The organism is Erythrobacter litoralis (genome assembly GCF_001719165.1).
GTDB lineage: Bacteria > Pseudomonadota > Alphaproteobacteria > Sphingomonadales > Sphingomonadaceae > Erythrobacter > Erythrobacter litoralis.
The window spans coordinates 1433822-1456021 of the sequence record NZ_CP017057.1; the positions used below are offsets into that span (position 1 = coordinate 1433822).

Annotated in this window: 21 protein-coding genes; 16 read left to right on the forward strand and 5 right to left on the reverse strand. The window is 66.5% G+C overall.

What is annotated here, in order from left to right:
• The first annotated feature begins 2 nt into the window (after window positions 1-2).
• From sdhD to Ga0102493_RS06830, 3 genes are all read left to right on the forward strand, one after another.
• Complete coding sequence (gene sdhD / locus Ga0102493_RS06820) at window positions 3-389, forward strand: succinate dehydrogenase, hydrophobic membrane anchor protein (RefSeq protein WP_034904807.1); 387 nt, start codon at window positions 3-5, stop codon at window positions 387-389.
• On the forward strand, window positions 389-2242 hold the full coding sequence (gene sdhA / locus Ga0102493_RS06825) for a succinate dehydrogenase flavoprotein subunit (RefSeq protein ID WP_051698143.1): 1854 nt from the start codon (window positions 389-391) through the stop codon (window positions 2240-2242). Before sdhD ends, sdhA begins: the two co-directional genes overlap by 1 nt.
• Before the next feature lie 265 nt (window positions 2243-2507).
• Window positions 2508-3530, forward strand: a complete 1023-nt coding sequence (locus Ga0102493_RS06830; protein ID WP_069297478.1) for a C13 family peptidase — start codon at window positions 2508-2510, stop codon at window positions 3528-3530.
• On the opposite strand, the gene Ga0102493_RS15710 is transcribed toward Ga0102493_RS06830, so the two are convergent.
• Complete coding sequence (locus tag Ga0102493_RS15710) at window positions 3496-5061, reverse strand: esterase-like activity of phytase family protein (RefSeq protein ID WP_081845683.1); 1566 nt, start codon at window positions 5059-5061, stop codon at window positions 3496-3498. The two genes, Ga0102493_RS06830 and Ga0102493_RS15710, sit on opposite strands and share 35 nt — an antisense overlap.
• A gap of 197 nt (window positions 5062-5258) precedes the next feature.
• Here Ga0102493_RS15710 and Ga0102493_RS06840 point away from each other — a divergent pair, with 197 nt between their 5' ends.
• Both Ga0102493_RS06840 and Ga0102493_RS06845 read left to right on the forward strand, forming a co-directional pair.
• On the forward strand, window positions 5259-5591 hold the full coding sequence (locus Ga0102493_RS06840) for a BlaI/MecI/CopY family transcriptional regulator (RefSeq protein WP_236922335.1): 333 nt from the start codon (window positions 5259-5261) through the stop codon (window positions 5589-5591).
• The gene (locus tag Ga0102493_RS06845) at window positions 5588-7291 is read left to right on the forward strand and encodes a M56 family metallopeptidase (protein ID WP_051698141.1); all 1704 of its coding nucleotides are present in this window, start codon (window positions 5588-5590) and stop codon (window positions 7289-7291) included. Before Ga0102493_RS06840 ends, Ga0102493_RS06845 begins: the two co-directional genes overlap by 4 nt.
• Window positions 7292-7355: 64 nt before the next feature.
• Here the strand turns inward: Ga0102493_RS06845 and Ga0102493_RS06850 are convergent, their stop codons facing one another.
• Window positions 7356-7952: a hypothetical protein gene (locus Ga0102493_RS06850; RefSeq protein WP_174544534.1), complete on the reverse strand. Its 597-nt coding sequence runs from the start codon at window positions 7950-7952 to the stop codon at window positions 7356-7358.
• A complete protein-coding gene (gene ypfJ, locus Ga0102493_RS06855) occupies window positions 7936-8796 on the reverse strand; it encodes a KPN_02809 family neutral zinc metallopeptidase (RefSeq protein ID WP_034904804.1) in 861 nt (286 codons plus the stop codon). The genes Ga0102493_RS06850 and ypfJ overlap by 17 nt, the downstream gene beginning before the upstream one ends.
• A 135-nt stretch (window positions 8797-8931) precedes the next feature.
• Here ypfJ and Ga0102493_RS06860 point away from each other — a divergent pair, with 135 nt between their 5' ends.
• From Ga0102493_RS06860 to Ga0102493_RS06885, 6 genes are all read left to right on the forward strand, one after another.
• Window positions 8932-9684 (forward strand): 3-hydroxybutyrate dehydrogenase, encoded by a 753-nt coding sequence (locus Ga0102493_RS06860; RefSeq protein WP_081845698.1) that lies wholly within the window; start codon window positions 8932-8934, stop codon window positions 9682-9684.
• The gene (locus Ga0102493_RS06865; RefSeq protein ID WP_150132439.1) at window positions 9681-11174 is read left to right on the forward strand and encodes a M20/M25/M40 family metallo-hydrolase; all 1494 of its coding nucleotides are present in this window, start codon (window positions 9681-9683) and stop codon (window positions 11172-11174) included. Before Ga0102493_RS06860 ends, Ga0102493_RS06865 begins: the two co-directional genes overlap by 4 nt.
• 130 nt (window positions 11175-11304) lie before the next feature.
• The gene (guaB, locus tag Ga0102493_RS06870) at window positions 11305-12759 is read left to right on the forward strand and encodes an IMP dehydrogenase (RefSeq protein ID WP_034904801.1); all 1455 of its coding nucleotides are present in this window, start codon (window positions 11305-11307) and stop codon (window positions 12757-12759) included.
• A gap of 9 nt (window positions 12760-12768) precedes the next feature.
• The gene (locus Ga0102493_RS06875; RefSeq protein WP_034904799.1) at window positions 12769-13959 is read left to right on the forward strand and encodes an RsmB/NOP family class I SAM-dependent RNA methyltransferase; all 1191 of its coding nucleotides are present in this window, start codon (window positions 12769-12771) and stop codon (window positions 13957-13959) included.
• Between the two features lie 59 nt (window positions 13960-14018).
• Entirely contained in the window at window positions 14019-14525 is a 507-nt protein-coding gene (locus Ga0102493_RS06880; RefSeq protein ID WP_051698194.1) for a tetratricopeptide repeat protein, read from the forward strand.
• 23 nt (window positions 14526-14548) lie between these two features.
• Window positions 14549-15223, forward strand: coding sequence for a glutathione S-transferase family protein (locus Ga0102493_RS06885; protein ID WP_034904794.1), 675 nt, complete (start codon window positions 14549-14551; stop codon window positions 15221-15223).
• 12 nt (window positions 15224-15235) lie between these two features.
• Here Ga0102493_RS06885 and Ga0102493_RS06890 read toward each other — a convergent pair whose 3' ends face one another.
• Together Ga0102493_RS06890 and Ga0102493_RS06895 are read right to left on the reverse strand one after the other, a co-directional pair.
• Entirely contained in the window at window positions 15236-15727 is a 492-nt protein-coding gene (locus tag Ga0102493_RS06890) for an RNA pyrophosphohydrolase (protein ID WP_034904792.1), read from the reverse strand.
• 6 nt (window positions 15728-15733) lie between these two features.
• Complete coding sequence (locus Ga0102493_RS06895) at window positions 15734-16678, reverse strand: alpha/beta hydrolase (RefSeq protein WP_034904790.1); 945 nt, start codon at window positions 16676-16678, stop codon at window positions 15734-15736.
• A 120-nt stretch (window positions 16679-16798) separates the two neighbouring features.
• Between Ga0102493_RS06895 and Ga0102493_RS06900 the strand changes: the two genes are divergently transcribed.
• From Ga0102493_RS06900 to Ga0102493_RS06920, 5 genes are all read left to right on the forward strand, one after another.
• Window positions 16799-17179 carry a hypothetical protein gene (locus Ga0102493_RS06900; protein WP_034904787.1) on the forward strand — a complete coding sequence of 127 codons (381 nt, stop codon included), beginning with the start codon at window positions 16799-16801 and terminating at the stop codon, window positions 17177-17179.
• A 21-nt stretch (window positions 17180-17200) separates the two neighbouring features.
• On the forward strand, window positions 17201-18157 hold the full coding sequence (locus Ga0102493_RS06905) for a metal-dependent hydrolase (RefSeq protein ID WP_034904785.1): 957 nt from the start codon (window positions 17201-17203) through the stop codon (window positions 18155-18157).
• A 15-nt stretch (window positions 18158-18172) separates the two neighbouring features.
• A complete protein-coding gene (locus Ga0102493_RS06910) occupies window positions 18173-19564 on the forward strand; it encodes a cryptochrome/photolyase family protein (protein ID WP_034904783.1) in 1392 nt (463 codons plus the stop codon).
• Between the two features lie 117 nt (window positions 19565-19681).
• Window positions 19682-20944 (forward strand): SAM-dependent methyltransferase, encoded by a 1263-nt coding sequence (locus Ga0102493_RS06915; protein WP_034904780.1) that lies wholly within the window; start codon window positions 19682-19684, stop codon window positions 20942-20944.
• Between the two features lie 17 nt (window positions 20945-20961).
• Window positions 20962-22182, forward strand: coding sequence for a serine hydrolase domain-containing protein (locus tag Ga0102493_RS06920; RefSeq protein ID WP_330658986.1), 1221 nt, complete (start codon window positions 20962-20964; stop codon window positions 22180-22182).
• Window positions 22183-22200 lie beyond the last annotated feature (18 nt).

Below are 22200 nucleotides of genomic sequence, written 5' to 3' on the forward strand. Positions count from 1 at the left end.
CAATGGGTAACGGTACCTCGATCGGCCGCGTTCGCGGCCTCGGCCCCAGCCACGAAGGCGCGCATCACTGGCTGCTGCAGCGGACCACGGCGGCGGGCAATCTCATCGTCATGACCTGGCTGCTGGCAAGTTTCCTGATGCTGCCAGATTTCGGCTATGCCAGCGTATCGACCTGGCTCGCCCAACCGATCGCGGCGGTGCCGATGGCGCTGCTCGCGATCAGCCTGTTCTGGCACGCCCGGCTCGGCCTGCAGGTCGTGATCGAGGACTATATCCACGAACCCGGGTCCAAATTCGCGCTCATCACGGCGCTCAATCTCGCGGCAATCGGCGGCGCGGCATTCGCCATCTTCAGCGTCGCAACCCTCGCATTCGGAGCACAAGGTTAATGGCAAGCGCACCCGCCAACGATGCAGGCCCTTCGCTGAAGGGTTCGTACAAGATCATCGACCATTCCTATGACGTGGTTGTCGTGGGCGCGGGCGGCAGCGGCCTGCGCGCGACCATGGGTTCGGCCGAAGCTGGCCTTCGCACCGCCAACATCTCCAAGGTTTTCCCGACGCGCTCGCACACCGTTGCCGCGCAGGGCGGGATTGCGGCGAGCCTCGGCAACAACACGCCCGACCACTGGACCTGGCACATGTACGACACCGTCAAGGGGTCGGACTGGCTGGGCGATCAGGACGCGATCGAATATCTCGCCCGCGAGGCTCCGCAGGCGGTCTATGAACTCGAACATGCAGGCGTGCCCTTCAGCCGCAACGAGGACGGGACGATCTACCAGCGGCCCTTCGGCGGGCACATGCAGAACATGGGCGAAGGCCCGCCCGTGCAGCGCACCTGCGCGGCCGCCGACCGCACGGGGCACGCAATGCTCCACGCGCTTTACCAGCAGAGCCTCAAATACGACGCCGATTTCTTCATCGAATATTTCGCGCTCGACCTCATCATGGCCGATGTCGACGGCGAGAAGAAGTGCGTCGGCGTGATGGCGATGTGCCTCGACGACGGGACCATCCACCGTTTCCGCGCGCAGAGCGTGGTGCTGGCGACCGGCGGCTATGGCCGGTGCTATTTCACCGCCACCTCCGCCCACACCTGCACCGGCGATGGCGGCGGCATGGTGCTGCGCGCAGGCCTGCCGCTGCAGGACATGGAATTCGTCCAGTTCCACCCGACCGGCATCTACGGCGCGGGCGTCCTCATCACCGAAGGCGCGCGCGGGGAGGGCGGATACCTCACCAATTCCGAGGGCGAGCGGTTCATGGAACGCTATGCCCCGTCGGCAAAGGACCTCGCCTCGCGCGATGTCGTCAGCCGCTCGATGGCGCTCGAAATGCGCGAAGGGCGCGGCGTCGGGCCGGATGGCGATCACATCTACCTCCACCTCGACCACATCGATCCCAAGGTGCTGGCCGAGCGCCTGCCGGGCATCACCGAAAGCGGCAAGATCTTCGCCGGCGTCGACCTGACCCGCGAACCGCTGCCCGTGACACCGACCGTGCATTACAACATGGGCGGCATCCCGTGTAACTATCACGGACAGGTCGTCACCCTCGGCCCGGACGGGAACCCGGATACGGTCGTCCCCGGCCTCTATGCCGTGGGCGAAGCGGCCTGCGTTTCGGTCCACGGGGCGAACCGTCTCGGCTCGAACTCGCTCATTGACCTCGTCGTGTTCGGCCGTGCGACCGGCATCCACCTCAGGGAGAACCTGAAAGCCGGTGCGAGCCAGCCCGAACTGCCGACCGACAGCGCCGATTTCGCGCTCACCCGGCTCGACCATTTCCGCTATGCCGAAGGCGGCTCGCCCACCGCGGCAATCCGCGCCGACATGCAGAAGGCGATGCAGCAGCACGCCGCCGTGTTCCGCGATCAGAAACTGATGGACGAGGGCGTGAAGAAGCTCGCCGAACAGAACAAGCGGATGGAGGACATCAACGTCTCCGACAAGTCGCTGATCTGGAACTCGGACCTGATCGAGACGCTCGAACTCGACAACCTGATGGCGCAGGCGAACGTGACCATGGCGAGCGCGGCCAACCGCAAGGAAAGCCGCGGCGCCCACGCGCACGAGGACTATCCGGAGCGCAACGACAAGGAATGGATGAAGCACACCATCGCCTGGTTCGACGGCTGGGGCGGGCGCGGGTCGAACATCCGCATCGATTACCGCCCGGTCCACGAATACACGCTGACCGAGGACGCGACCTATATCGAGCCCAAGGCGCGGGTTTACTGAGATAGGGGAGGTCATCCTTCCCAAGTTGGCCGGTTATGCCCTGCTGGCGACCTTGGCCGCAGGGATAATCGCCTTTTCTGCGACCAGAATCTCGGATCGATTTTACCGCTTAGGCTTGATCGCGTCGGCATAACGGCGCGGGGAGAGGTTGTCGGCCACAGCTTCTTCACCTGCCGAGGCGGCGATGACAGTTGACCGCCGCGCGCCCAACGACGCGATGCTTGGCGCTTGACCCTTCTGCGACCAAAGGGCAGCTTGCTCCTCCATGAAGCGGGGCGCGATCACGGTGGGGGTGTGGGCAAGCCTGCTTGCGCTGGCCGCGCCGTCTGCCGCCAACCCCAACCAGCCCCCGCCGCACACCGCTCCCTTTCCCGATCTCTCGACCGGCAAGGACCGAAACGAAGCGCGCGCCAGCTTCGATCTGGGGCCGCACATGCAGCGCGGGATCAGCGTCGCTCAAGTGCTCGAACAGCGCGAGCGGCTCGATGCGGCGCTGGGAGCGCTCCAGCCGCAAAGGCGCGGCATTCTCGATGCCTATGTTGTCACCGTTGCTCTCGACAGCGACCCGGTCTTCGCCCGCGAGGCGCGCGAGGCGGGACGGGTGCTCGAACGGCGCTATGGCGCGAAGGGGCGTACGCTGGTGCTCGCCGGGCCAGATGGCGCACGCGACGACCGGCCGCATGGCTCGATTCGCGCGCTCGTCCTTGTGCTTGCCCGCATTGCCGAGCTGATGGACCGCAACGAGGACGCGCTCGTCCTTTATACCACCAGCCACGGTGCGCCTTTCGGCCTGACCTATCATTACGGCGATACCGGCTACGGCATCCTCAGCCCGGCGCGGCTGAAGGCCGTGCTCGGGGAGCTCGGGATCGAACGGCGCGTGCTGATCGTCTCGGCCTGCTATTCCGGCATCTTCATCCCCGAACTGGCCAGCCCCGACAGCGCGATCATGACCGCGGCGGCAGGCAACCGCACCAGTTTCGGCTGCGAGGCGGACAATGACTGGACCTTCTACGGCGATGCGATGATCAACCGCGCGCTGCGCAAACCCCTGCCGCTCGCCGAGGCAGCGCAGGAGGCGAACCGCACGATCGCCGGGTGGGAGGCGAACCTGCGCCTGTTCGCCTCGCTGCCGCAATTCAGCATTGGCGACGGGGCGAAGGCGTGGCTTGCCGAACTCGAGGCGAACCTGCCCGCGACGGCGGGCGAGCCGGTCGGGCGCTCCACCTTCGAAGCCGCGAAGGCGAAGCTCGCTAGTCAGCCTGCTCCGCCGGCCGCACGTCGATGATCGTCACCGGGTCGGCGAGCATCTGGCCCTTCATCACCCCTTCGCCCTTGTCCGGATCCCCGGGCCGCGCGTGGATTTGGGCGACCACGTCCATCCCGTCCACGACATAGCCGAACACGGCATAGCCATTGCGCCACATGGGATTGTCGCTGTCGGGCCGCGCGTCGAGGCCGGTCTGGTCCTGCAGCATGATCGAGAAATCGCCGTTCGCCGTGCCCGGATTGCCCATCGCCATCGATAGCGCACCGTTGGTGTGGGACAGGCCCGTCTCGCTCGTCGGTTCATGCTCTATGCCGGGCAGGATGCGGTCCGGGTCTTGCTGCGTTCCCCCCTGGATGAGGCCGTTGGGCTGGGGATCGCGGTCGAGCTTCATCGAGCGGTAGAACACCGTCCCGTCGAAGCGGTCTTCTGCGGCATAGCGCAGGAAATTCGCCGCGGTGATCGGCGCACGCTCGGTTTCCAGTGCGACCGTGATGTCGCCAAGCTCGGTCTCGATCACGACCAGCGTCGTCTCGTAGTCATCCGCGACGGTCGCGGCGGCCGGAGGAGGAGGCGGCGCGTCCGATTTCACCTCGAATTTCATCAGCAGGGTGCGCTGGCAGCCGGGCGCGTCGTCTTCGGCGCAATTACGGAAATTGTCGTCGCTGAAGAGGTAGAGATAGGTCTTGCCCGATTGTTCGCGCAAGGCGAGTCCCTCGAAATTGTCGAGCTTCATCGGCGGGCGCAGCACGGCAAGCGTTTTCGGCGGGACGCCGTCTGCGACCTCGACGATCGCCGCGCGATTTCCTTCCTCCGGGCGATAGCTGCGGAAAAGCACATAGCACGTGCCGTCCGCCTTGCAGGCCGCATCGGTCGGAACGCCGCCCGCTTCGGCGATGCCTTCGGGGGCGGGCAGGTGAAAGAGGCTGGCGCTCGATCCCGTCACCCGCACGCAGTTCGGCCGGTCGGAGCCCACCCATTCCCCGCAGGCGAGAAAACCGTCCTCGAACCCGGCGAGCGCCTCGATCCCGTTATTGCCGGACGCCTGTTCGAGCAATATCGCCGCGCGATCCTCGGTCGCAATGGGCGCGGCGCGGTAATCGGAATAGCGCCAGATGCGCTGTTCGCGCTCGAAGGCGATCAGCCATTCGCCCGACGGCAGGCGCGCGATCGCCTCGGCATCGGCCCGCGCCTTGTCTTTCATCTCGTCGCCATCGGTGTCGAGCAGCGGGCCGATTTCCATCGCCGCGACATCGACGAGGCGGCGATTGATGTCGTCGGGAACGATCGTCAGCCAGCGGCCGTCGTCGCTCACCGCGTGAAACTTGCCCTCGTGCCATTCGAGCCCCGAAATGCCGCCGATCTCCTGTTCGTCCGGTTCGATCTCCAGCGCGCCGCGGAAGATCAGCTCCCCGATCTCCTCTTCATCCTGAATGCCGGGATCGGCCGGGTTGGTGAGCGGGAAGAATTCCTGCGCGCTGGCCGGCAGCGCGACGAACAGCGCGGCAACGAGGGCGACGAGAAAGCCGGAAGGCGGGGTGCGATGCGTCATCCGTCCGATGATATCGGCGCTTCGTCGAGGCGCAAGCGGCGTTGGACCCGGTTCATCCGGGTTTAATGTTTACAGCCGTAATCGCTACGCTTACAGATGTAGTCGCAAACAGGGAGTGCGTTTTTCCCGTGACCGATCGCAACCAACCCGAACACCTTCCCGCGCCCGACCGGATCAGCGACGCCGAACACGCCGTCATGGAGGCGCTCTGGACGCGCGGGACGCTGACCGCGGCCGAGGTCTGCGATGCCGTCTGCGAAACCCGCGACTGGAGCCTCGCGACGGTCAAGACGCTGCTCTCGCGCCTCGTGCAGAAGGGCGCGATCGCCACCCGCCCCGACGGGCGACGCTATCTCTACAGCCCGAAAATCGCGCGCGCCGATTATGTCGGCGGCGAATCCCGCCGCCTTGTAGACCGCCTGTTCGGCGGGCGGCCCGCCTCGCTCTTTGCTCATCTCGCCGAGGCAGAAGCACTCAGCGAGGATGACCTTGAAGAGATCGAGGCGCTCCTCAAGGAGATGCGCAAATGAGTGGCTGGCTCATCGATACGCTGATCTGGACCGGGGTGCTGATCGCGCTCGTCCTCGTCATCCGCCGCCCGGTTGCGAAGGCCTTCGGGCCGGGCATGGCCTATGCCCTGTGGGCGCTGCCGATGGGGCGGCTGGTGATGCCGCCGATCACGTTGCCCGCCTGGCTCGCCCCCGAAAAACCCGTGGCGGTCGAGGCCGGGCCGCCGGCGAATTCGGTCGACTTCGCCCCGGTCGCTTTCGAGCCTGCCGCTATGGCCGAACCCGCCGAAGAAGCATCCGCGCCGCTGCCGGAGCTCGGTGCGATCGACTGGGAATGGCTCGCCTCCGCAACGCTGGCGCTGTGGCTGGCCGGGGCGGCCGTGTTCCTGGCGATCCGTTTCCGGCACTATTTCGCGCTGCGCGACGAACTCATCGAAGAGGGGCGTGAGGTAGGCCGCATCGCCGGGCCGATTGCGCCGATCCGCCTGCTCGAGACGGAAGGGACGCGCGCGCCGCTCGCCTTCGGAGTGCTTGATCCGGTGATCGCCCTGCCGCCCGATTTCATGGCCCAGCCCGACCGCACTGCGCGCGATCTCGCGCTCGAACACGAACTCGCCCATCATCGCGGGCTCGATCTTATCATCAATGTCGCCGTGCAGCCGCTGTTCGCGCTGCACTGGTTCAATCCGCTCGGCCGTTATGGCTGGCTGGCGCTGCGGCGCGACCAGGAGGCGGCCTGCGATGCGCGCGTCTTGGCTGCGCGCGGGCAGCGCGAACGCGCCGCCTATGCCCGCCTCATCGCGAGCTTTGCCGCCGGACCGAATGTCGCGCTTGCCGCGCCCATGGCCTGCCCGGTGCTGGGCGAGCAATCGATCATCCACCGTTTGAGGAGCCTCAAGATGTCCGACCTGTCACCCCGCCGCCGACTGGCCGGCCGCCTTGCGCTGGGCGCGGCGGTGCTGGCCCTGCCGCTGACCGCCTCGATCAGCTACGCCGAAGCCAGCGCACCCGAAGCGCCGGTCGCGCCCGAGGCACCGCAAACCCCCGGCGATGCGCCCCAGCCGCCCCAGCCGCCTGCTCCTCCCCAGCCGCCCGAGGCGCCGCCCGCGCCCGCGCCCGAGGCGATCGAGACGGTCGACCCCGACACGGCAACCCCGCAGGTCTTCTACGAGGAAGAATCCGAATACGTGACGATATCCGAGGACAAGAACGGCAAGCGCCGCAAGGTCATCATCAAGCGCGTGACCGATGGTGACGGCAAGACGGTGAGCAAGGATGAACGCGCGATCGCGCTCGGCACGCACACCGAAGTCATCCGCGCCAAGCGTGCCGACGGCGAAATGAGCGAGGAGGAGATCGAGGCGATCATGGTCGAGGTCCGCGAAGGCCTCGCCGCGGCGGACAGGGCGTTGAAGGACGTCCCCGCGATCGTCGCCGAGGCCATGGCCGAAGCGGGCAGCGACACCATGGTGAAGCAGCGCACCGTGATCGAGATGAAATGCGATCCCGCCAGCGACGAGGTCGCGACCACATCGACGGATGCGGACGGCGTCACCGTGGTCAGGCTGTGCCAGCCGCGGGTGATGGAACAGGCGCTAGAGGGAATCAGGGAAGCGCGCCGATCGATTGCGGAAAACCACGAGATGTCGGCCTCGATGCGCAAGAAGGTTCTGAGGGAACTCGACCGCCAGATCGACAGCTGGGAAGACGCGGCCAGCTGATCCGGAGGCAGGCCTGCAAGGGGAGGGGCGGGCGGCCTTGAGGCGTGCCCGCCCCTTCATGCGTTCAGCGCGGATCGGCCGGGGGTTCTTGCGCGGCCTGCTCCTCGGCGGCCTGCTCCTCGGCGGCCTGTGCCTTCGAAGCCTGTTCGTCCGCCGCCAGTTCCTCCTCCATCGTCATCGTGCGCGGGGTGGCCGGATAGTCGCAGCCGCGCCCCATTCCGAGCCCCTTGAGAAAGCCGCGCCGCACCATGCCCGCCGTTATCGCATAGATAAGCTCGCGCTCTTCGCCCGCCGCGCCGGTCACTTCGCGCACGATGCCGCGAAAGGGGATCAGCGAGCCGACCAGCCCCTTGGCCACCCGGCCCGGCTTCAATCCGCCTTCGGGCCGGCCGAGATAATCGTAATCCGGGCCGAGCACGCGGTCGATCCGCGCGATCTCGGCGACGATCGCGTTGCAGTCGGTCAGCGCCTCTCGGGCATAGGGGTCCTCGGCCGCCTCGATCAGCACGGGCGGGATTTCGTCCCCGTCGATATTGAGGTCTTCGAGCGGGGTGCGGGCGATATCCTCGACATCGGCATCGGGCTTTGCCACCTGCGCGTATGACGGGGCGGCCAGGCAGGCGGCTGCGATGAACGCAAGCGCCCTATTCGAAATAAGCATCGCAAGCCGCATGATCGCCTCCCTCCATTCCCAGCCGCAGCGCCGCCATGCGCTGGGCGCTGGTGCCGTGGGTGAAATTTTCCGGGTCGATCCGTCGTCCGGCCTGCCGCATCAGCGTGTCGTCGCCGATGGAACTTGCCGCCGCCATGCCTTCCTGCATGTCGCCAGGTTCGATCCGGTCCCGGTTGAGCCCGGCCCAGACGCCCGCATAGCAATCTGCCTGCAATTCCATGCGCACCTGCAGGCCATTTGCGCGGCTGGGATTTTGCGCCTTGGCCTGCCGCACCGCACCGGCAATACCGGTCAGGTTCTGGATGTGGTGGCCGTATTCGTGCGCGATGACATACAAACGCGCGAAATCGCCGCGTGTGCCCGACATTGTCGCAAGCTGTTCGTAGAAGCCCGTGTCGATATAGATGCCCATGTCCGCCGGACAGTAGAACGGGCCTGCCGCCGATGACGCGCTGCCGCAGCCTTCGGTCGTCACCTGCCCGCCGCGATAGAGGTCGAGCACCGGCTGTTCGAAACGTGCGCCCGCCCGGGCGAAGACCGGCTCCCAGGTCGCATTGAGGCTGTCGAGCGCATCGCACGCCTCCCTCGCATAGGGGCCCATCGCGCAGACCTCGGCCTGGCTCATCGCGTTCGGCTCGGCGCCCCGCTGCGGCAGCGCCTGCTGCGCGCCCTCGACCATGCCGATCGTCTGGCGCGGGTCGAGATCGAGGAACCACGCCGCCGCGAGCGCGATCAGGATCCCGACGATCCCGAGGCCGCCCGCCTTGCGCGCGCGGCCGCCGCTGCTGGAACGCACCTTGATGTTCGACGTGTCGTGAGAATCGAGCCGCATTGTTTCCTCTCCTACCGCACCGCAAATCCCGCAAATCGCTGGACAGGCGGGCCGCGCTTGGCGAAAGCCTGCGCCATGACGAACCGACTGCAGGAGAAGGACGAAATGCTCAAGGGCGATGCCGCGAACGGATCCATGCTGGCGGGCAAGCGCGCGCTGGTGACGGGTTCGACCTCGGGCATCGGGCTTGCGGTCGCGCGCGCCCTGAAGGCGAAAGGCGCCTCGATCGTCCTCAACGGGCTTGGCGACCCGGACGAGATCGAGCGGCTGCGCGAGGAACTGGACGCGGATTTCAAGGGCGCGAACCTGATGGACCCTGGCGCCATCGCGGCAATGATGGAGGAGGTCGGTGTTGTCGACGTGCTCGTCAACAATGCCGGGATGCAGCATGTCGCTCCGGTCGAGGATTTTCCGCCGGAGAAATGGGACGCGATCCTCGCGCTCAACCTCACGGCTGCCTTTCACACCACGCGCCTCGCCGTGCCGGGGATGAAAGCGGCGGGCTGGGGACGGATCATCAACACCGCGAGCGCGCATTCGCTCGCCGCCTCGCCGTTCAAGAGCGCCTACGTTGCGACCAAGCACGCCATTGCCGGCTTCACCAAGACGATCGCGCTCGAACTTGCCGAACACGGCGTGACCGCGAACTGCATCTCGCCCGGCTATGTGTGGACCCCGCTGGTCGAGAACCAGATCCCCGACACGATGGCCGCACGCGGCATGACGCGCGAAGAGGTCATCAACGACGTGCTGCTCGCCGGGCAGCCGACCAAGAAATTCGTCCAGCCCGAAGACGTCGGCGCGATGGCCGTGTTCCTGTGCTCGCAGGCGGCCGACAACATCACCGGCGCCAATTTCAGCATGGACGGAGGGTGGACCGCGAAATGAGCCTTCCCGCACGCCTGATGCGGTTCGCCGCGACGGTGGTCGGCCTTGCCGCCCTGGCCGCCTGCGCGACCATGCCCGCGCCGCGCGTCCCCGACGCCGAGATCGAGGCGATCCGCGCCAATCTGGTGCGCGACATCGACGTGCTGGCGAGCGACGAATATGGCGGCCGCAAGCCGGGAACCGCGGGCGAGGTGAAGACGGTCGAATTCATCATTGCCGCTCTCGAAGGGGCGGGGCTCGTTTCGGGCACGAATGATCCGGGCAGCGCCTGGCGCGCGCCGGTCGAGCTCGTTGCCACCACCCCGCAGGCGAGCGGCCTGTCGTTCGAGATGGGCGCGCGCGGCGTGCTGGTCCCCGACGAGGAAGGCGTCGCCTTCACCACCCGCCGCCGCGTGCTGGTGCAGGCCGGGCCCGATCTCGGCAGCGAACTGGTCTTCGTCGGCCGCGAGGCCGATAGCGTGTCCGCAGAAACCGCCGCGGGGCAGATCCTCGTCATGCTCGGCGAGCCCGGTGTCAGTCCCGAGCGGCGCGAGGCGCTGTTTGCGAAAAACCCGGTGGCGATAGTCACCGTGGTCGATGACGAGAAGGAGATCGCCGCCGCCCGCGAAGCCCAGGGGCGCGAGCGGCTGCTGCTGGCGAGCGAAGAGGAGGTGCGCCTGTCCGCATTCGTCACCGAGGGGGCGATGGCCCGCGTGCTCGGCGAGGAAGCGTGGCGCACGCTCGAACGCAGCGCCCGGAGCGAGGGTTTCACCCCGACCACCATCCCGGCGCGCGTGACGATCGAGGCGACCTCGAAGCGGCGCGAATTCACCAGCGCCAATGTCATTGGCCTCCTGCCCGGAACGAAGCCGCGAGCAGGCGCGGTGCTGCTGCTCGGCCACTGGGACCACCTTGGCGAATGCGGCGAGGCGCCCGATCCGATCTGCAACGGCGCGGTCGACAACGCGTCGGGCATTGCCGCCATGCTCGAACTCTCGCGCCGCCTCGCCGCTTCCGGCCCGCATCAGCGCGACATCTACGTGCTCGCCACCAGCGCCGAGGAAGCGGGCCTTCTCGGCGCCAAGGCCTTTGCCGAGAACCCGCCGATCCCGCTTTCGAGCATTGTCGCCGCGTTCAATTTCGACACCGTTGCGGTTGCGCCCGCCGGGACCCCGCTCGGCTTCGTGGGCGAGGGGCGGACCGCGCTCGATGGTGTCGTCGGGGCATTCCTCGCCGAGCGCGGGCGACCTACCGGCGACCGTGATTTCGCCGAAAGCTTCCTCAGGCGGCAGGATGGCTGGGCGCTGCTCGAAAAGGGCGTGCCGGCCGTGCTGCTGTCGAGCGCCTTCTCCTCGCGCAAGGTTCTGGGCCCCTATCTTTCGAGCGATTACCACCGTCCCTCGGACGAGCCGGGCCGGATCGAATTGGGCGGGGCGATCGAGGACCTGTTGCTGCACGAGGAACTGGTGCGCCGCCTTGCGGACACCGGATTCCTGCCTGCGGGCAGCTGAATCGCTGGCAAGCGACGATAGCATTCGAAAGCGCCCTAGCGTTTGCGCCGATGCGCGATTACATGGGCCGTCACGATTCTCCCGGTCCGGGCCTGCGCCCGGTCTGCAATTCTTCAGGAAAGTGACGCTCATGGACATCCCGCTCGGCCTTACCTTCGACGACGTGCTGCTGCGTCCGGCCGAAAGCGAGGTCCTGCCCTCCATGGCCGACACCAAGACGCGCCTGACGCGTGAAATCGCTCTCAACATCCCGATCCTTTCCAGCGCGATGGACACCGTGACCGAGGCCGACATGGCGATCGCCATGGCGCAATTGGGCGGGATCGGCGTCCTCCACCGCAATCTCGACATCGACGAACAATGCGCCGCGGTGCGCGCGGTAAAGCGGTTTGAGAGCGGGATGGTGGTCAACCCCATCACCATCAGCCCCGATGCGACGCTGGGCGAGGCGCAGGCGCTGATGCAACAGCACCGCATCAGCGGCATCCCCGTGACCGACCGCGATGGCAAGCTTTGCGGTATCCTGACCAATCGCGACGTGCGCTTTGCCGAAAACCCGGCCCAGCCCGTGCGCGAGCTGATGACGACCGACAACCTTGCGACCGTCGCGATCGGCACCAGCCAGGAAGAGGCGCGCCGCCTGCTCCACCAGCGCCGGATCGAGAAGCTGCTTGTCGTCGACGACGATTATCGCTGCATCGGCCTCATCACGGTCAAGGATATCGAAAAGGCCGTGACCTATCCGGATGCGACCAAGGATGCCGCCGGGCGCCTGCGCGTCGCCGCCGCCACGACGGTTGGCGATTCGGGCTTTGCCCGGACCGAGGCGCTGATCGATGCCGAGGTCGACGTGATCGTGATCGACACCGCGCACGGCCACAACCGCGAGGTCGCGCGCGCGGTCGAGCGGGCGAAGAAGCTGTCGAACGTGGTGCAGGTGATCGCCGGCAATGTCGCCACCCCCGAGGCGACCCGCGCGCTGATCGATGCGGGGGCGGACGCGGTGAAGGTCGGGATCGGCCCGGGTTCGATCTGCACCACCCGCGTCGTAGCGGGCGTGGGCGTGCCGCAACTGACCGCGGTCATGGAAAGCGCTGCCGAGGCCAAGAAGTCCGGCGTGCCCGTGATCGCCGATGGCGGTCTTCGCACCAGCGGCGACATCGCCAAGGCGCTCGCCGCGGGCGCGAGCACGGTGATGGTCGGATCGATGCTTGCCGGGACCGCCGAAAGCCCGGGCGAGGTGTTCCTTTACCAGGGGCGCTCCTACAAGGCCTATCGCGGCATGGGTTCGGTCAGCGCGATGGCGCGCGGCAGCGCCGACCGCTATTTCCAGCAGGACGTCTCCGCGATGAAGCTGGTGCCCGAAGGGATCGAAGGGCAGGTGCCGTTCAAGGGTCCGGTCGCCGACGTGATCCACCAGCTTGTCGGCGGGATCAAGGCGGCGATGGGCTATACCGGCGCTGCGACCATCGACGACCTCCAGACGCGTTCGCAATTCGTGCGGATCACCAATGCGGGCCTGTCGGAAAGTCACGTCCACGATGTCGCGATCACCCGCGAGGCGCCGAACTATCCGACGCGCTAGGGTTCTTCCATGACACCCGCCGCGCGCGTTCAGGCCGCGATCGAGGTGCTCGATGCGGTGATCGAGGCGGCGAAGGGCGAGGGTGCGCCTGCCGACCGCATCGTCGCCGAATATTTCCGCGCTCGCCGTTATGCCGGGTCGAAGGATCGCCGCGCGGTGCGCGAGCTGGTCTATTCCGTGATCCGCGCGATCGGGCCGGTGCCGGGCAATGGCCGCGATGCGATGCTCGCCTTTGGCCGGGCCGAGCCTGCCAATCACCATGTGCTCGATTTGTTCGATGGTTCGCCGCACGGTCCCGCGCCGATCGAAGCAGGGGCCATCGAGGCGAAACCGGGCCTCGCACCCGACTGGCTGGTCGCGGCGCTGGCGCGGTCGGGCGTTAGGGGCGAGGCGGCGCAGGCGCTGATGGGGCGCGCGCCGCTCGATGTGCGGGTCAACTCGCTCAAGGCGGATCGAGGCGCGATCGACCTGCCTGAACCGGGCGAGCATCTCGCCGCACCGCAGGGCCTGCGCTTTTCGCCGGGCACGCGGGTCGAGGAATGGGACGCCTACCGCGAGGGCTTGGTCGAAGTGCAGGACCATGGCAGCCAGCTCGCCTGCCTTGCCGCCGGCGTCCGGCCGGGTGAGACGGTGATCGACCTTTGCGCGGGCGCGGGGGGCAAGTCGCTGGCGCTTGCCGCCGCGATGGAGAATTCGGGCCGCCTCATCGCCTGCGACACCGACAAGCGTCGGCTCGGAAACCTCGCCCCCCGCGCCGGGCGGGCAGGGGCCGGGCTCATCGAACCGCTGCTGCTCGATCCGGGCCGCGAGATCGAGGCGCTGGCGGATGTCGCGGGCAAGGCCGACCTCGTGCTCGTCGATGCGCCCTGTTCGGGCACCGGCACCTGGCGCCGCAAGCCCGAGGCGAAATGGCGGCTGACCCCGCGCGCGCTGGAGAAATACGCCGCGCTGCAGGATCGCCTGCTCGACGTCGCGGCCCAGCTCGTTCGTCCGGGCGGGAGGATCGTCTTCGTTACCTGTTCGTTGCTGGACGAGGAAGGATCAAAGCGCATCGATGGATTTCTCGCCCGCCATGAAGGCTTCGAGCCGCGCGCCGTTAACCTTCCGCTCGGAACACCGCGCGCGGAGGGCACCCGGCTCGACCCGTTCCATCACGGCACAGACGGGTTTTTTGTCGCCAATTGCGGCTCGGCGTGTTAGCCCTATGCCTTATGGCTGAGCCTGCCCGATCCTGGCCTGCTGCAATCAAGGAGCTGTTCATGCGTTTTGCGCCCGCTGCCGCCGCCCTCTCGCTGTTTCTCGCCACCACGGCAAGCGTGACGAGCGCAGGGGACAAGGCACCGGATGTGCGGGCAGAGACGCTGATCCAGCAGGGCGAGGCTTCGCTCGCCGCAGGTGACACGCAGGGCGCGATCGATGCGTTCGAAGCGGCGCTGGCGGTCGACCCTGCCTATACCCCGATTTTCGTCCATCTTGCCGAAGCCGCGCGCCAGAACGGCCTTCAGGGCAAGGCGATCCGTTATTACCGCGAGGCATTGGCCCGCGATCCCGACAATTTCGCCGCCATTTCGGGCGAGGGCGCGGCGCTTGTCGAAAAGGGCGCGATCGAGAAGGCCAAGCGCAATCTCGCCCGGCTGCAGAGCATGTGCGGCGACAGCTGCCCCGAAACGGTCGCGCTGCGTTCGACCATTGCGACAGGCGCCAATCCGCCCGCCGGACAGCGGCTTGCAGTGGACACAGGCGAAGGCACCGCGGCCGCCAACTGACGATCCGCTTGCCGGGCATTGCCATGCTGACGCTGCACCATCTCGAATATTCGCAGAGCTTTCGCATCCTCTGGCTGCTCGAGGAACTGGGCGCATACTATCAGCTGAAAAGCTATAGGCGCGATCCCGAGAGCAATCTTGCGCCCGATGATTACAAGGCCTTGTCTCCGCTCGGCACCGCGCCGGTCGTGACCGATGGCGATCTTGTTCTGGCCGAAAGCAACGCCATCATCGACTACATTCTCGACGCATATCCCGACAGCGCGCTTCGCCCCGCACCCGGCAGCGTGGACCGTGCGCGGCACCTGTTCTGGTTCCACGCGGCGCAGGGTTCGCTGATGTCGACCCAGATGGTCTCGATGGTCCTCACCCTGCTTGAAACCCGCACACCCTGGCCGATCAGCGCGCTTCTCAAGGCGATCTTCGGCCAGGTGCGCAAGCTGTTCGTCAATCCGCGGCTCGATGCGCTGTTCGGCCAGATGGAGAAGGATCTCGCTGAAAAGCCCTTCTTCGGCGGCGACAACCTGACCGCCGCCGACATCACGCTTGTCTATCCGATGTTCGCCGCGCGCGACAAAGGTGCGTTCGAATTGGGCTATCCCAATATCGGCAGGTGGTTCGATCGGGTCGAGTCCATGGAGAGCTTCAGGGCGGCACGCGCCAAGGACGATCGCGAACGGATCACCTTCCGGTTCTAGTATCGGCCGTTTCTAGCGGGGTAGGTGATCGCGGAATTCCCCCAGGATCTCGCGATAGACCTGCCGCTTGAACGGGATGATGAGCTCGGGAAGCTGCTCCGGTTCGATCCAGCGATAGGCGTTGAATTCGGGCGGGTCGTGCGCTTCGAGATCGATGTCGCCCTCGCTGCCCAGGAAGCGGCCAAGGAACCAGTGCTGCTCCTGCCCGCGATATTTGCCCTTCCACACCTTGCCGAGCAGTTCGGGCGGAAGGTCGTAGCGCAGCGGTTTCGAAGCGGGGGTGATGATTTCGACCAGGTCGGGCGTGATCCCGGTCTCCTCTCCCAGTTCGCGCAGCGCGGCGGACTGCTTGTCCTCGCCCGGATCGATCCCGCCCTGCGGCATCTGCCACGTGCCGTGGGCGCGTTTTTCGATCCGCTGGCCGACAAATACGCGGTTCTCTTCATTGAGCAGCATGAAGCCCGCGCAGGGGCGATAGGGCAGGTCGCCGGGAGAAGTGGTCATCTTGGCTCAGGCTCCGAGCATGAATTGCATCGCTGCGACAACCCGTTCGAGGTCGGCCTGAGTGCTGGGCACGGCCTGTCGCAGATTGGTGAAGCTGTGGGTGACGCCTTCGATTTCGAGGAAGACGTGGGATCGGCCCGCCTCGGCCAGCGCCTTGGCGTAATCGCGGCCCGAATCGCGGATCGGATCGAGGCCCGCGGTCACGATGACTGTCGGCGGCGCGCTCGCATGGTCGCCAAGGATCGGAAAGGCGCGCGGGTCCGTGCGGTCGCCCTGATAGGCGGCATCGAAGAATTGGACCGCGGCCTTGGTCAGGACGAACCCGTCGGCGAAGGCATCGAGGCTCGCCGAACCCATTGCGTCGGCCGCGAGCGGGAACAGCGGGACCTGAAGGACCACCGGCACATCGGCAGGGTTCGCGGAGAGCAATTGCCCGACCGCGATGGTCGCCGTGCCCCCGGCGCTGTCGCCGATCGTGACAAGCCCCGTCGCCTCGCGGCCCAGCGCGCCGGGACTGCCCGCGATCCAGCGCGCCGCCGCTTCGCAATCGTCGATCGCGGCGGGGAAGGGGGCTTCGGGAGCGCGGCGATAATGCGTCGCGACCACCGGCAGGTCGAGCAGGTGGGCAAGCTCGGTGCAAAGCGCGTGATGCGTTTCAAGATCGCCGATGACGAAGCCGCCGCCATGGAAGAAAGTCACCAACGGGCCGGCCTCGCGCCTTTCGCGAGCATCGTAGAGCCGGAGCGGAATGTCCCCCGCCGGGCCGGGGCAGGAAAGGTCGCGGATGACGGCAAGTTCGCGCGCGGGCTTGTCTGCCATGGCATGAAGGGCCACGTAGCTGGCACGCGCCTCTTCGAGAGTCATGTCGGCGATCGCCGGTCCCTCCATCGCGGCGAGCGCATCGAGAAAGGCGCGCATGTCGGGTCTGACGAAGGGGGCGGCATCGTTCATGGTGTTTTCTCTCCCTGTTTCGGCCAAGGCTGATAGGCCGGGGCAAGGCGCATTTCCACTGGCCAATCGCGCCCAATCGCGCAAGGCGGCCAGAATCAAGCGAGGTAGATACGCGAGGCAATGAAATATTCGGTCCGGACACGAACGCGGCTGCCGCTGCTTTTCGCGCCCAGCGCGATGTTCGTCGCCTATTTCCTGCCGTTCGCGAACCAGGTCCAGACAGCGATCTTCGGCATCGCGGTGGGCGCGATTGCCGGCTTCGCCTCGCGCGGGGCGGTTGAGCGGCGCTTCGATCCGCCCGATGCGCCGGCGGGTGTGAAGCGCCGGATCGTCGTTGCACTTGCCCTGTCCAAGCTGGTTTTCGGGCTGCTCTTGATGCTTCTCAGCATCCTTGCTTTCGCCGACTGGCTGGCGACGCCCTTCACGGTGCTGGGCGGTTATCTCGCCGGGACGACCGCCGCGACGCCGCTGTCGCGCGGCGATTTCGAGGCCCGGCGATAGGGCGCGAGGGGCGAGGGGGACATGGACAATCTTACCCACAGCCTCGTCGGGGCACTGGTCGGGCAGGCGGGGCTGAAGCGCCGCACCGGGCTTGCCATGCCGGCACTGGTGATCGGCGCGAACCTGCCCGATATCGACGCGGCATGTTTCTTCTGGCTCGACGGGGCGGAGCATCTCGGCTTTCGCCGCGGGATCACTCATGGCCCGATCGCATGGATGGTGCTGCCGCTCCTCCTTGCCGCCGTCCTGTGGGGCTTCGATCGCTGGCAGGACAATCGCGGCAAGCGGCCCGAGGCGCGCGCGCCGATCGATTTCGCATGGCTTTACTGGCTCTCGCTGATCGGCTGCCTGACCCATCCCGCGCTCGACTGGCTCAATGTCTACGGCATCCGTATCTTCGAGCCGTTTTCCTCCGCGTGGTTCTATGGCGACACTCTGTTCATCATCGATGTCTGGCTGTGGGCGCTGCTCGGTTTCTCGCTGTGGCGTTCGCTGCGGCGGGAAAAGCGCGAAGGGCCGGGCAGGGGCGAACTCATCGCGCAGACCGCGCTTGGCGTGACGCTGCTTTATGTCGCCTTCAACGGGCTGATCTCGGACTATGCCGCCTATCACAAGTCGATGCTTTATGACCCCGAGCCCGAGATCGCGATCGCCTCGCCCGTGCCGCTGTTCTTCTGGGAACGCGAGCGGATCATCCGGACCGAGGACGGGCGCTGGTATTCGACCGAATGGGAGGGCAAGCCTTTCGGCAATGGCTATCACGCCCCGCTTGCGACGATCTGCCGCCTGCCCGCCAATGCCGCGGAGGCTTCGGACGAAGCGCGCGCCTTTCTGTCTTGGTCGCGCGCGCCCTTCGCCGAAAAGGCGGAGGACGGGTCGGTCATCCTGCGCGATGCACGCTTCTACGATCCGCGCGCTCGCGACCGTTTCAGCGTCGCCCTTCCGGCACACAAATGTGAGGAACTGGACGCGCCCTGATGCGCTTTTGCCGGCATGAGTGACGTTCAGATCGTATGGCTGCGGCGCGATTTGCGCATGGCCGACAACCCCGCCCTTCACGAAGCCGCAAAGCTGGGCCCCGTCTGCGCGGTCTACGTGCTCGACGATGCCGCAGCGGGCCACCATGCCATGGGCGGTGCGTCGCGCTGGTGGCTCCACCGCTCGCTCGAAAGCCTGTCGAAGAGCTTCGGCCGGCGCAATGCCCGGATCGTGCTGCGGCGCGGCGATGCGGTGGAGGAATTGTGCAAGCTGGCCGGCGAACTCGGCACGCGGACGGTCCATGCCAATCGCCATTACGAACCATGGTGGAGAAAGGCGCAGGGCACCCTGTCCGAAAAGCTCGACCTGACGCTGCACGACGGCAATTATCTCTTCCCGGCGGGCCACGTGACGACCGGGTCGGGTGAGCCTTACAAGATCTACACGCCTTTCTACAAAGCGATGCGCGCACAATTCCCACCGCGCGACGCGGTGCCGGAACCGAAGACGCTGTCCTCGCCTGATGAATGGCCGGAAAGCGACGATCTCGCGGATTGGGACCTGCTGCCGACGAAGCCCGACTGGTCCGGCGGGATCGCCGCCTTCTGGGACGTGGGCGAGAAGGCCGCGCACCATCGGCTCGCCGAATGGGACGCGGATGTCGGCGATTACGAGGCGAAGCGCAATCTGCCGAGCGTCGACGGCTCCTCGCGCCTGTCGCCCCACCTGCACCATGGCGAGATCACCCCGGTGCAGATCTGGCACGCGCTCAAGCACCACCGCTCCGAAGGCTGGCAGAGCTATGAAAGCGAGCTGGTCTGGCGTGATTACGCACAGAACGTCATCTGCCAGTTTCCCGGCTATGGCAGCCGCAATTACCGCGAGGATTACGACGCGCTCCAATGGCGCGACCCATCCGGCGACGAAAACGCCGCGCGCGATCTCGAGGCATGGCAGAAGGGCATGACCGGCTATCCGATCGTCGATGCCGGGATGCGCCAGCTCTACGAGACCGGCTGGATGCACAACCGCGTGCGCATGATCACCGCGAGCTTTCTCATCAAACACCTCCTGATCGACTGGCGCGAAGGCGAAAAGTGGTTCTGGGACTGCCTCGTCGATGCCGATTACGGCTCGAACTCGGTCAACTGGCAATGGAATTCGGGGACGGGCGTTGATTCCAACATGTTCGTGCGCATCATGGCCCCGCTCACCCAGAGCGAGAAGTTCGATGCTGCAGGCTATATCCGCCGTTACGTGCCCGAGCTTTCGGGGCTCGATGCGCCCCATATCCACGACCCCGAAGCGCATGGCTGCCGGCCGAAGGGCTATCCGCGCAAGATCATCGCGCACAAGGCAGGTCGCGAACGCGCCATGTCGGCCTACAAGGCGATGAAAGGCGAATAGGCCGGTCGGATCGGCCTGTGAAATCGGCCTGTGGGATCGGGCTGGCCAAATGTGGCGGGACGATTGGGACATGCCCCGGCTTGCTCCCGGCTGCGGGGCGAGCCTATGTAGGCCCGCATGAAGGCGGGAGAGATCAGGGGAGAACGGCTTCTGGCCGGCGGAGCGCGCTTTGCGCCGTCGCCCTCGCTATTGGCCTCGCCCCTTTTCGCCCGCCTGCTGGCGCCTGCCTTTCGCACCATTCTCGACCGGATCGACGCCGGGCTTCGGGCCGGTTCGCTGCGCGCATACCTTCCCGACGGGACGACCCGCCTGCTGGGCGGCCACGCGCCCGGTTTCGAGGTCGAAGTGCGGCTCAAGGACTGGCGCGCCCTCGTAAGGCTGGCGACGCAGGGTTCGATCGGCTGGTACCGCGCCTACGAAGCTGGCGAGTGGGAAGCGAGCGACATGGTCGCTCTGTTTGCCCTGTTCTCGGCCAATGCCCGCAGTTTGGGCGATACGGCGCGTTCGTCCGGGCCCTTTCGCCTGCTCGCAATGGCCGCCCACCGGCTCAACCGCAACAGCCGCGCGGGCGCGGCGCGCAACATTTCCGCGCATTACGATATCGGCAATGATTTCTACGCCGCATGGCTCGATCCCGGCATGACCTATTCAAGCGCGCTCGATGTCGATGAGGAAAGCGGCGCGGACTCTCTCGTCGAGGCGCAGGCGCGCAAGATGGATGCCATCGCCGCACGCCTGGGAAAGCCTGCCCGCGTGCTCGAGATCGGTTGCGGCTGGGGCGGCCTCGCCCACCGTCTCGCAGCCGGCGGAGTCGCGGTGACGGCGATCAGCCTCAGCCGCGAACAGCTCGACTGGGCGCAGGCTTGCCGCGATGACGCCATCGACTTTCGGCTGCAGGATTATCGTGACGTCACAGGGCAGTATGACGCCATCGTCAGCGTCGAGATGGTCGAGGCGCTGGGCCGCGAATACTGGAGCGAATTTCTCGACTGCATCGCGCGCTGCCTGCGGCCAGGCGGGCGTGCCGCGATCCAGTTCATCTCCATGGCCGACGACCTGTTCGAAACCTATGCGCAAAGCGCCGATTTCATTCAGGCCTATGTCTTTCCGGGCGGCCTGCTCATCAAGCGAAGCGAATTTCGCCGCCTTGCCGCTGAGCGCGGGCTTGCATGGCACGACCAGGCCGATTTCGGGCAGGATTATGCGCGCACTCTGAAGGCCTGGCTCAAGCGTTTCGATGCTGCGGTCGCGGAAAACCGCCTGCCGAGCGGGTTCGACGATCGCTTTGTGCGGCTGTGGCGCTATTACCTCGCCTATTGCGAGGGCGGCTTTCGCGCCGGCACGATCGATGTGCACCAGGTGACGCTGATCGGGGAATAAGAGAGGGGATGAAAGACATGACCATCAATCGCGGCGCGCTTGGCGCGTTCCTTGCCGCATGCCTTGCCGGCACTTCGGCCTGCACGGGCAGCTATGGAAGCGCCGACAACGCGATGGCGAGCGCGCCTGCGGCGCTGGCCGAGGTCGAACGGATCACGCCGCCCGCACGCGACCCGTCCGAACTGCAGGTCCTGTTCTGGAACGACGCGCAGCGTTCGGCGCGTTTCCGGGCGATGGAGAACTGGTTCGAGGGCCACGAAGTCCCCGCTGCCTCAAAGACCCGCACGCTGGCTCGCGGCGAACCGCTGCCCGCCGCGCTTGCAGAGGAAATCCGTGCACTGATGGAAGAAAGCTCGGCTGCGGGCGTCATGGTGCTTGATGGTGGCAGGGTCCGGTTCGAGGAATACGGGCTCGGCCTCGGGCCGGACGATCGCTGGACCAGTTTCTCGGTCGCCAAGAGCTTCACCTCGACCCTGCTCGGCGCGGCGATCCGGGACGGCTTCATCGCCAGTCTCGACGATCCCGTGACGCAGTACATTCCCGGCCTCGAAGGCTCGGCCTATGACGGCGTCACCGTGCGCCAGCTCGCCACCATGACGAGCGGGGTCGCGTGGAACGAGGATTACACCGACCCTCAAAGCGACGTTGCGCGGATGAACGAATTCGTCCTGCGCTATGGCGAGGACGCGATCGTCGCCCAGATGAAGGAACTCCCGCGTGAGGCCGAGCCGGGCGAGAAATGGGTCTACAAGACGGGCGAGACCAACCTGATCGGCCTGCTGGTCGAGAACGCCGTCGGCCTCCCGCTTGCAGAATATGCGCAGGAAAAGATCGTCGAGCCGGCCGGTTTCGCGGGGGGAATGTTCTGGATGACCGATCCGCGCGGCGGCAATATCGGGGGCTGCTGCCTCAGCCTGCGCCTGTCCGATTATGCCCGCATGGGTCAGTTCGTGCTCGAAGGCGGTGAGGGTGTTTCCGGAGGTCAGGTCGTCCCCGAAGGCTGGTTCGCCGAAGCGAGCGCGTCACAGGCCGAGTTTGGCAACGGCTTCGGCTACGGCTACCAGTGGTGGACCTATCCGGGCGGCAATTTCGGCGCGCAGGGCATTTTCGGCCAATCGATCACGCTCGTACCCGAGCGCGACATGGTCGTCGCGATCGTCAGCAACTGGCCGAGCGCGAGCAGCGAATATCGCGGGCAATGGTTCCGGCTGATCACCCGGATCGCCGCGGCGCAATAGGTGCGGGGCGGGGCCGCC

Bases quoted from the DNA above. Each gene is read 5' to 3' on its own strand.
- sdhA (WP_051698143.1), top strand. From the start codon at position 389: ATGGCAAGCGCACCCGCCAACGATGCAGGCCCTTCGCTGAAGGGTTCG.
- Ga0102493_RS15710 (WP_081845683.1), bottom strand. From the start codon at position 5,061: ATGACGCATCGCACCCCGCCTTCCGGCTTTCTCGTCGCCCTCGTTGCC.
- Ga0102493_RS06905 (WP_034904785.1), top strand. From the start codon at position 17,201: ATGGACAATCTTACCCACAGCCTCGTCGGGGCACTGGTCGGGCAGGCG.
- ypfJ (WP_034904804.1), bottom strand. From the start codon at position 8,796: ATGCGGCTCGATTCTCACGACACGTCGAACATCAAGGTGCGTTCCAGC.
- sdhD (WP_034904807.1), top strand. From the start codon at position 3: ATGGGTAACGGTACCTCGATCGGCCGCGTTCGCGGCCTCGGCCCCAGC.
- Ga0102493_RS06875 (WP_034904799.1), top strand. From the start codon at position 12,769: ATGACACCCGCCGCGCGCGTTCAGGCCGCGATCGAGGTGCTCGATGCG.
- Ga0102493_RS06840 (WP_236922335.1), top strand. From the start codon at position 5,259: ATGGAGGCGCTCTGGACGCGCGGGACGCTGACCGCGGCCGAGGTCTGC.
- Ga0102493_RS06865 (WP_150132439.1), top strand. From the start codon at position 9,681: ATGAGCCTTCCCGCACGCCTGATGCGGTTCGCCGCGACGGTGGTCGGC.
- Ga0102493_RS06880 (WP_051698194.1), top strand. From the start codon at position 14,019: ATGCGTTTTGCGCCCGCTGCCGCCGCCCTCTCGCTGTTTCTCGCCACC.
- Ga0102493_RS06885 (WP_034904794.1), top strand. From the start codon at position 14,549: ATGCTGACGCTGCACCATCTCGAATATTCGCAGAGCTTTCGCATCCTC.
- Ga0102493_RS06850 (WP_174544534.1), bottom strand. From the start codon at position 7,952: ATGCTTATTTCGAATAGGGCGCTTGCGTTCATCGCAGCCGCCTGCCTG.
- Ga0102493_RS06900 (WP_034904787.1), top strand. From the start codon at position 16,799: ATGAAATATTCGGTCCGGACACGAACGCGGCTGCCGCTGCTTTTCGCG.
- Ga0102493_RS06860 (WP_081845698.1), top strand. From the start codon at position 8,932: ATGCTGGCGGGCAAGCGCGCGCTGGTGACGGGTTCGACCTCGGGCATC.
- Ga0102493_RS06830 (WP_069297478.1), top strand. From the start codon at position 2,508: ATGAAGCGGGGCGCGATCACGGTGGGGGTGTGGGCAAGCCTGCTTGCG.
- Ga0102493_RS06915 (WP_034904780.1), top strand. From the start codon at position 19,682: ATGAAGGCGGGAGAGATCAGGGGAGAACGGCTTCTGGCCGGCGGAGCG.
- Ga0102493_RS06895 (WP_034904790.1), bottom strand. From the start codon at position 16,678: ATGAACGATGCCGCCCCCTTCGTCAGACCCGACATGCGCGCCTTTCTC.
- guaB (WP_034904801.1), top strand. From the start codon at position 11,305: ATGGACATCCCGCTCGGCCTTACCTTCGACGACGTGCTGCTGCGTCCG.
- Ga0102493_RS06910 (WP_034904783.1), top strand. From the start codon at position 18,173: ATGAGTGACGTTCAGATCGTATGGCTGCGGCGCGATTTGCGCATGGCC.
- Ga0102493_RS06920 (WP_330658986.1), top strand. From the start codon at position 20,962: ATGACCATCAATCGCGGCGCGCTTGGCGCGTTCCTTGCCGCATGCCTT.
- Ga0102493_RS06890 (WP_034904792.1), bottom strand. From the start codon at position 15,727: ATGACCACTTCTCCCGGCGACCTGCCCTATCGCCCCTGCGCGGGCTTC.
- Ga0102493_RS06845 (WP_051698141.1), top strand. From the start codon at position 5,588: ATGAGTGGCTGGCTCATCGATACGCTGATCTGGACCGGGGTGCTGATC.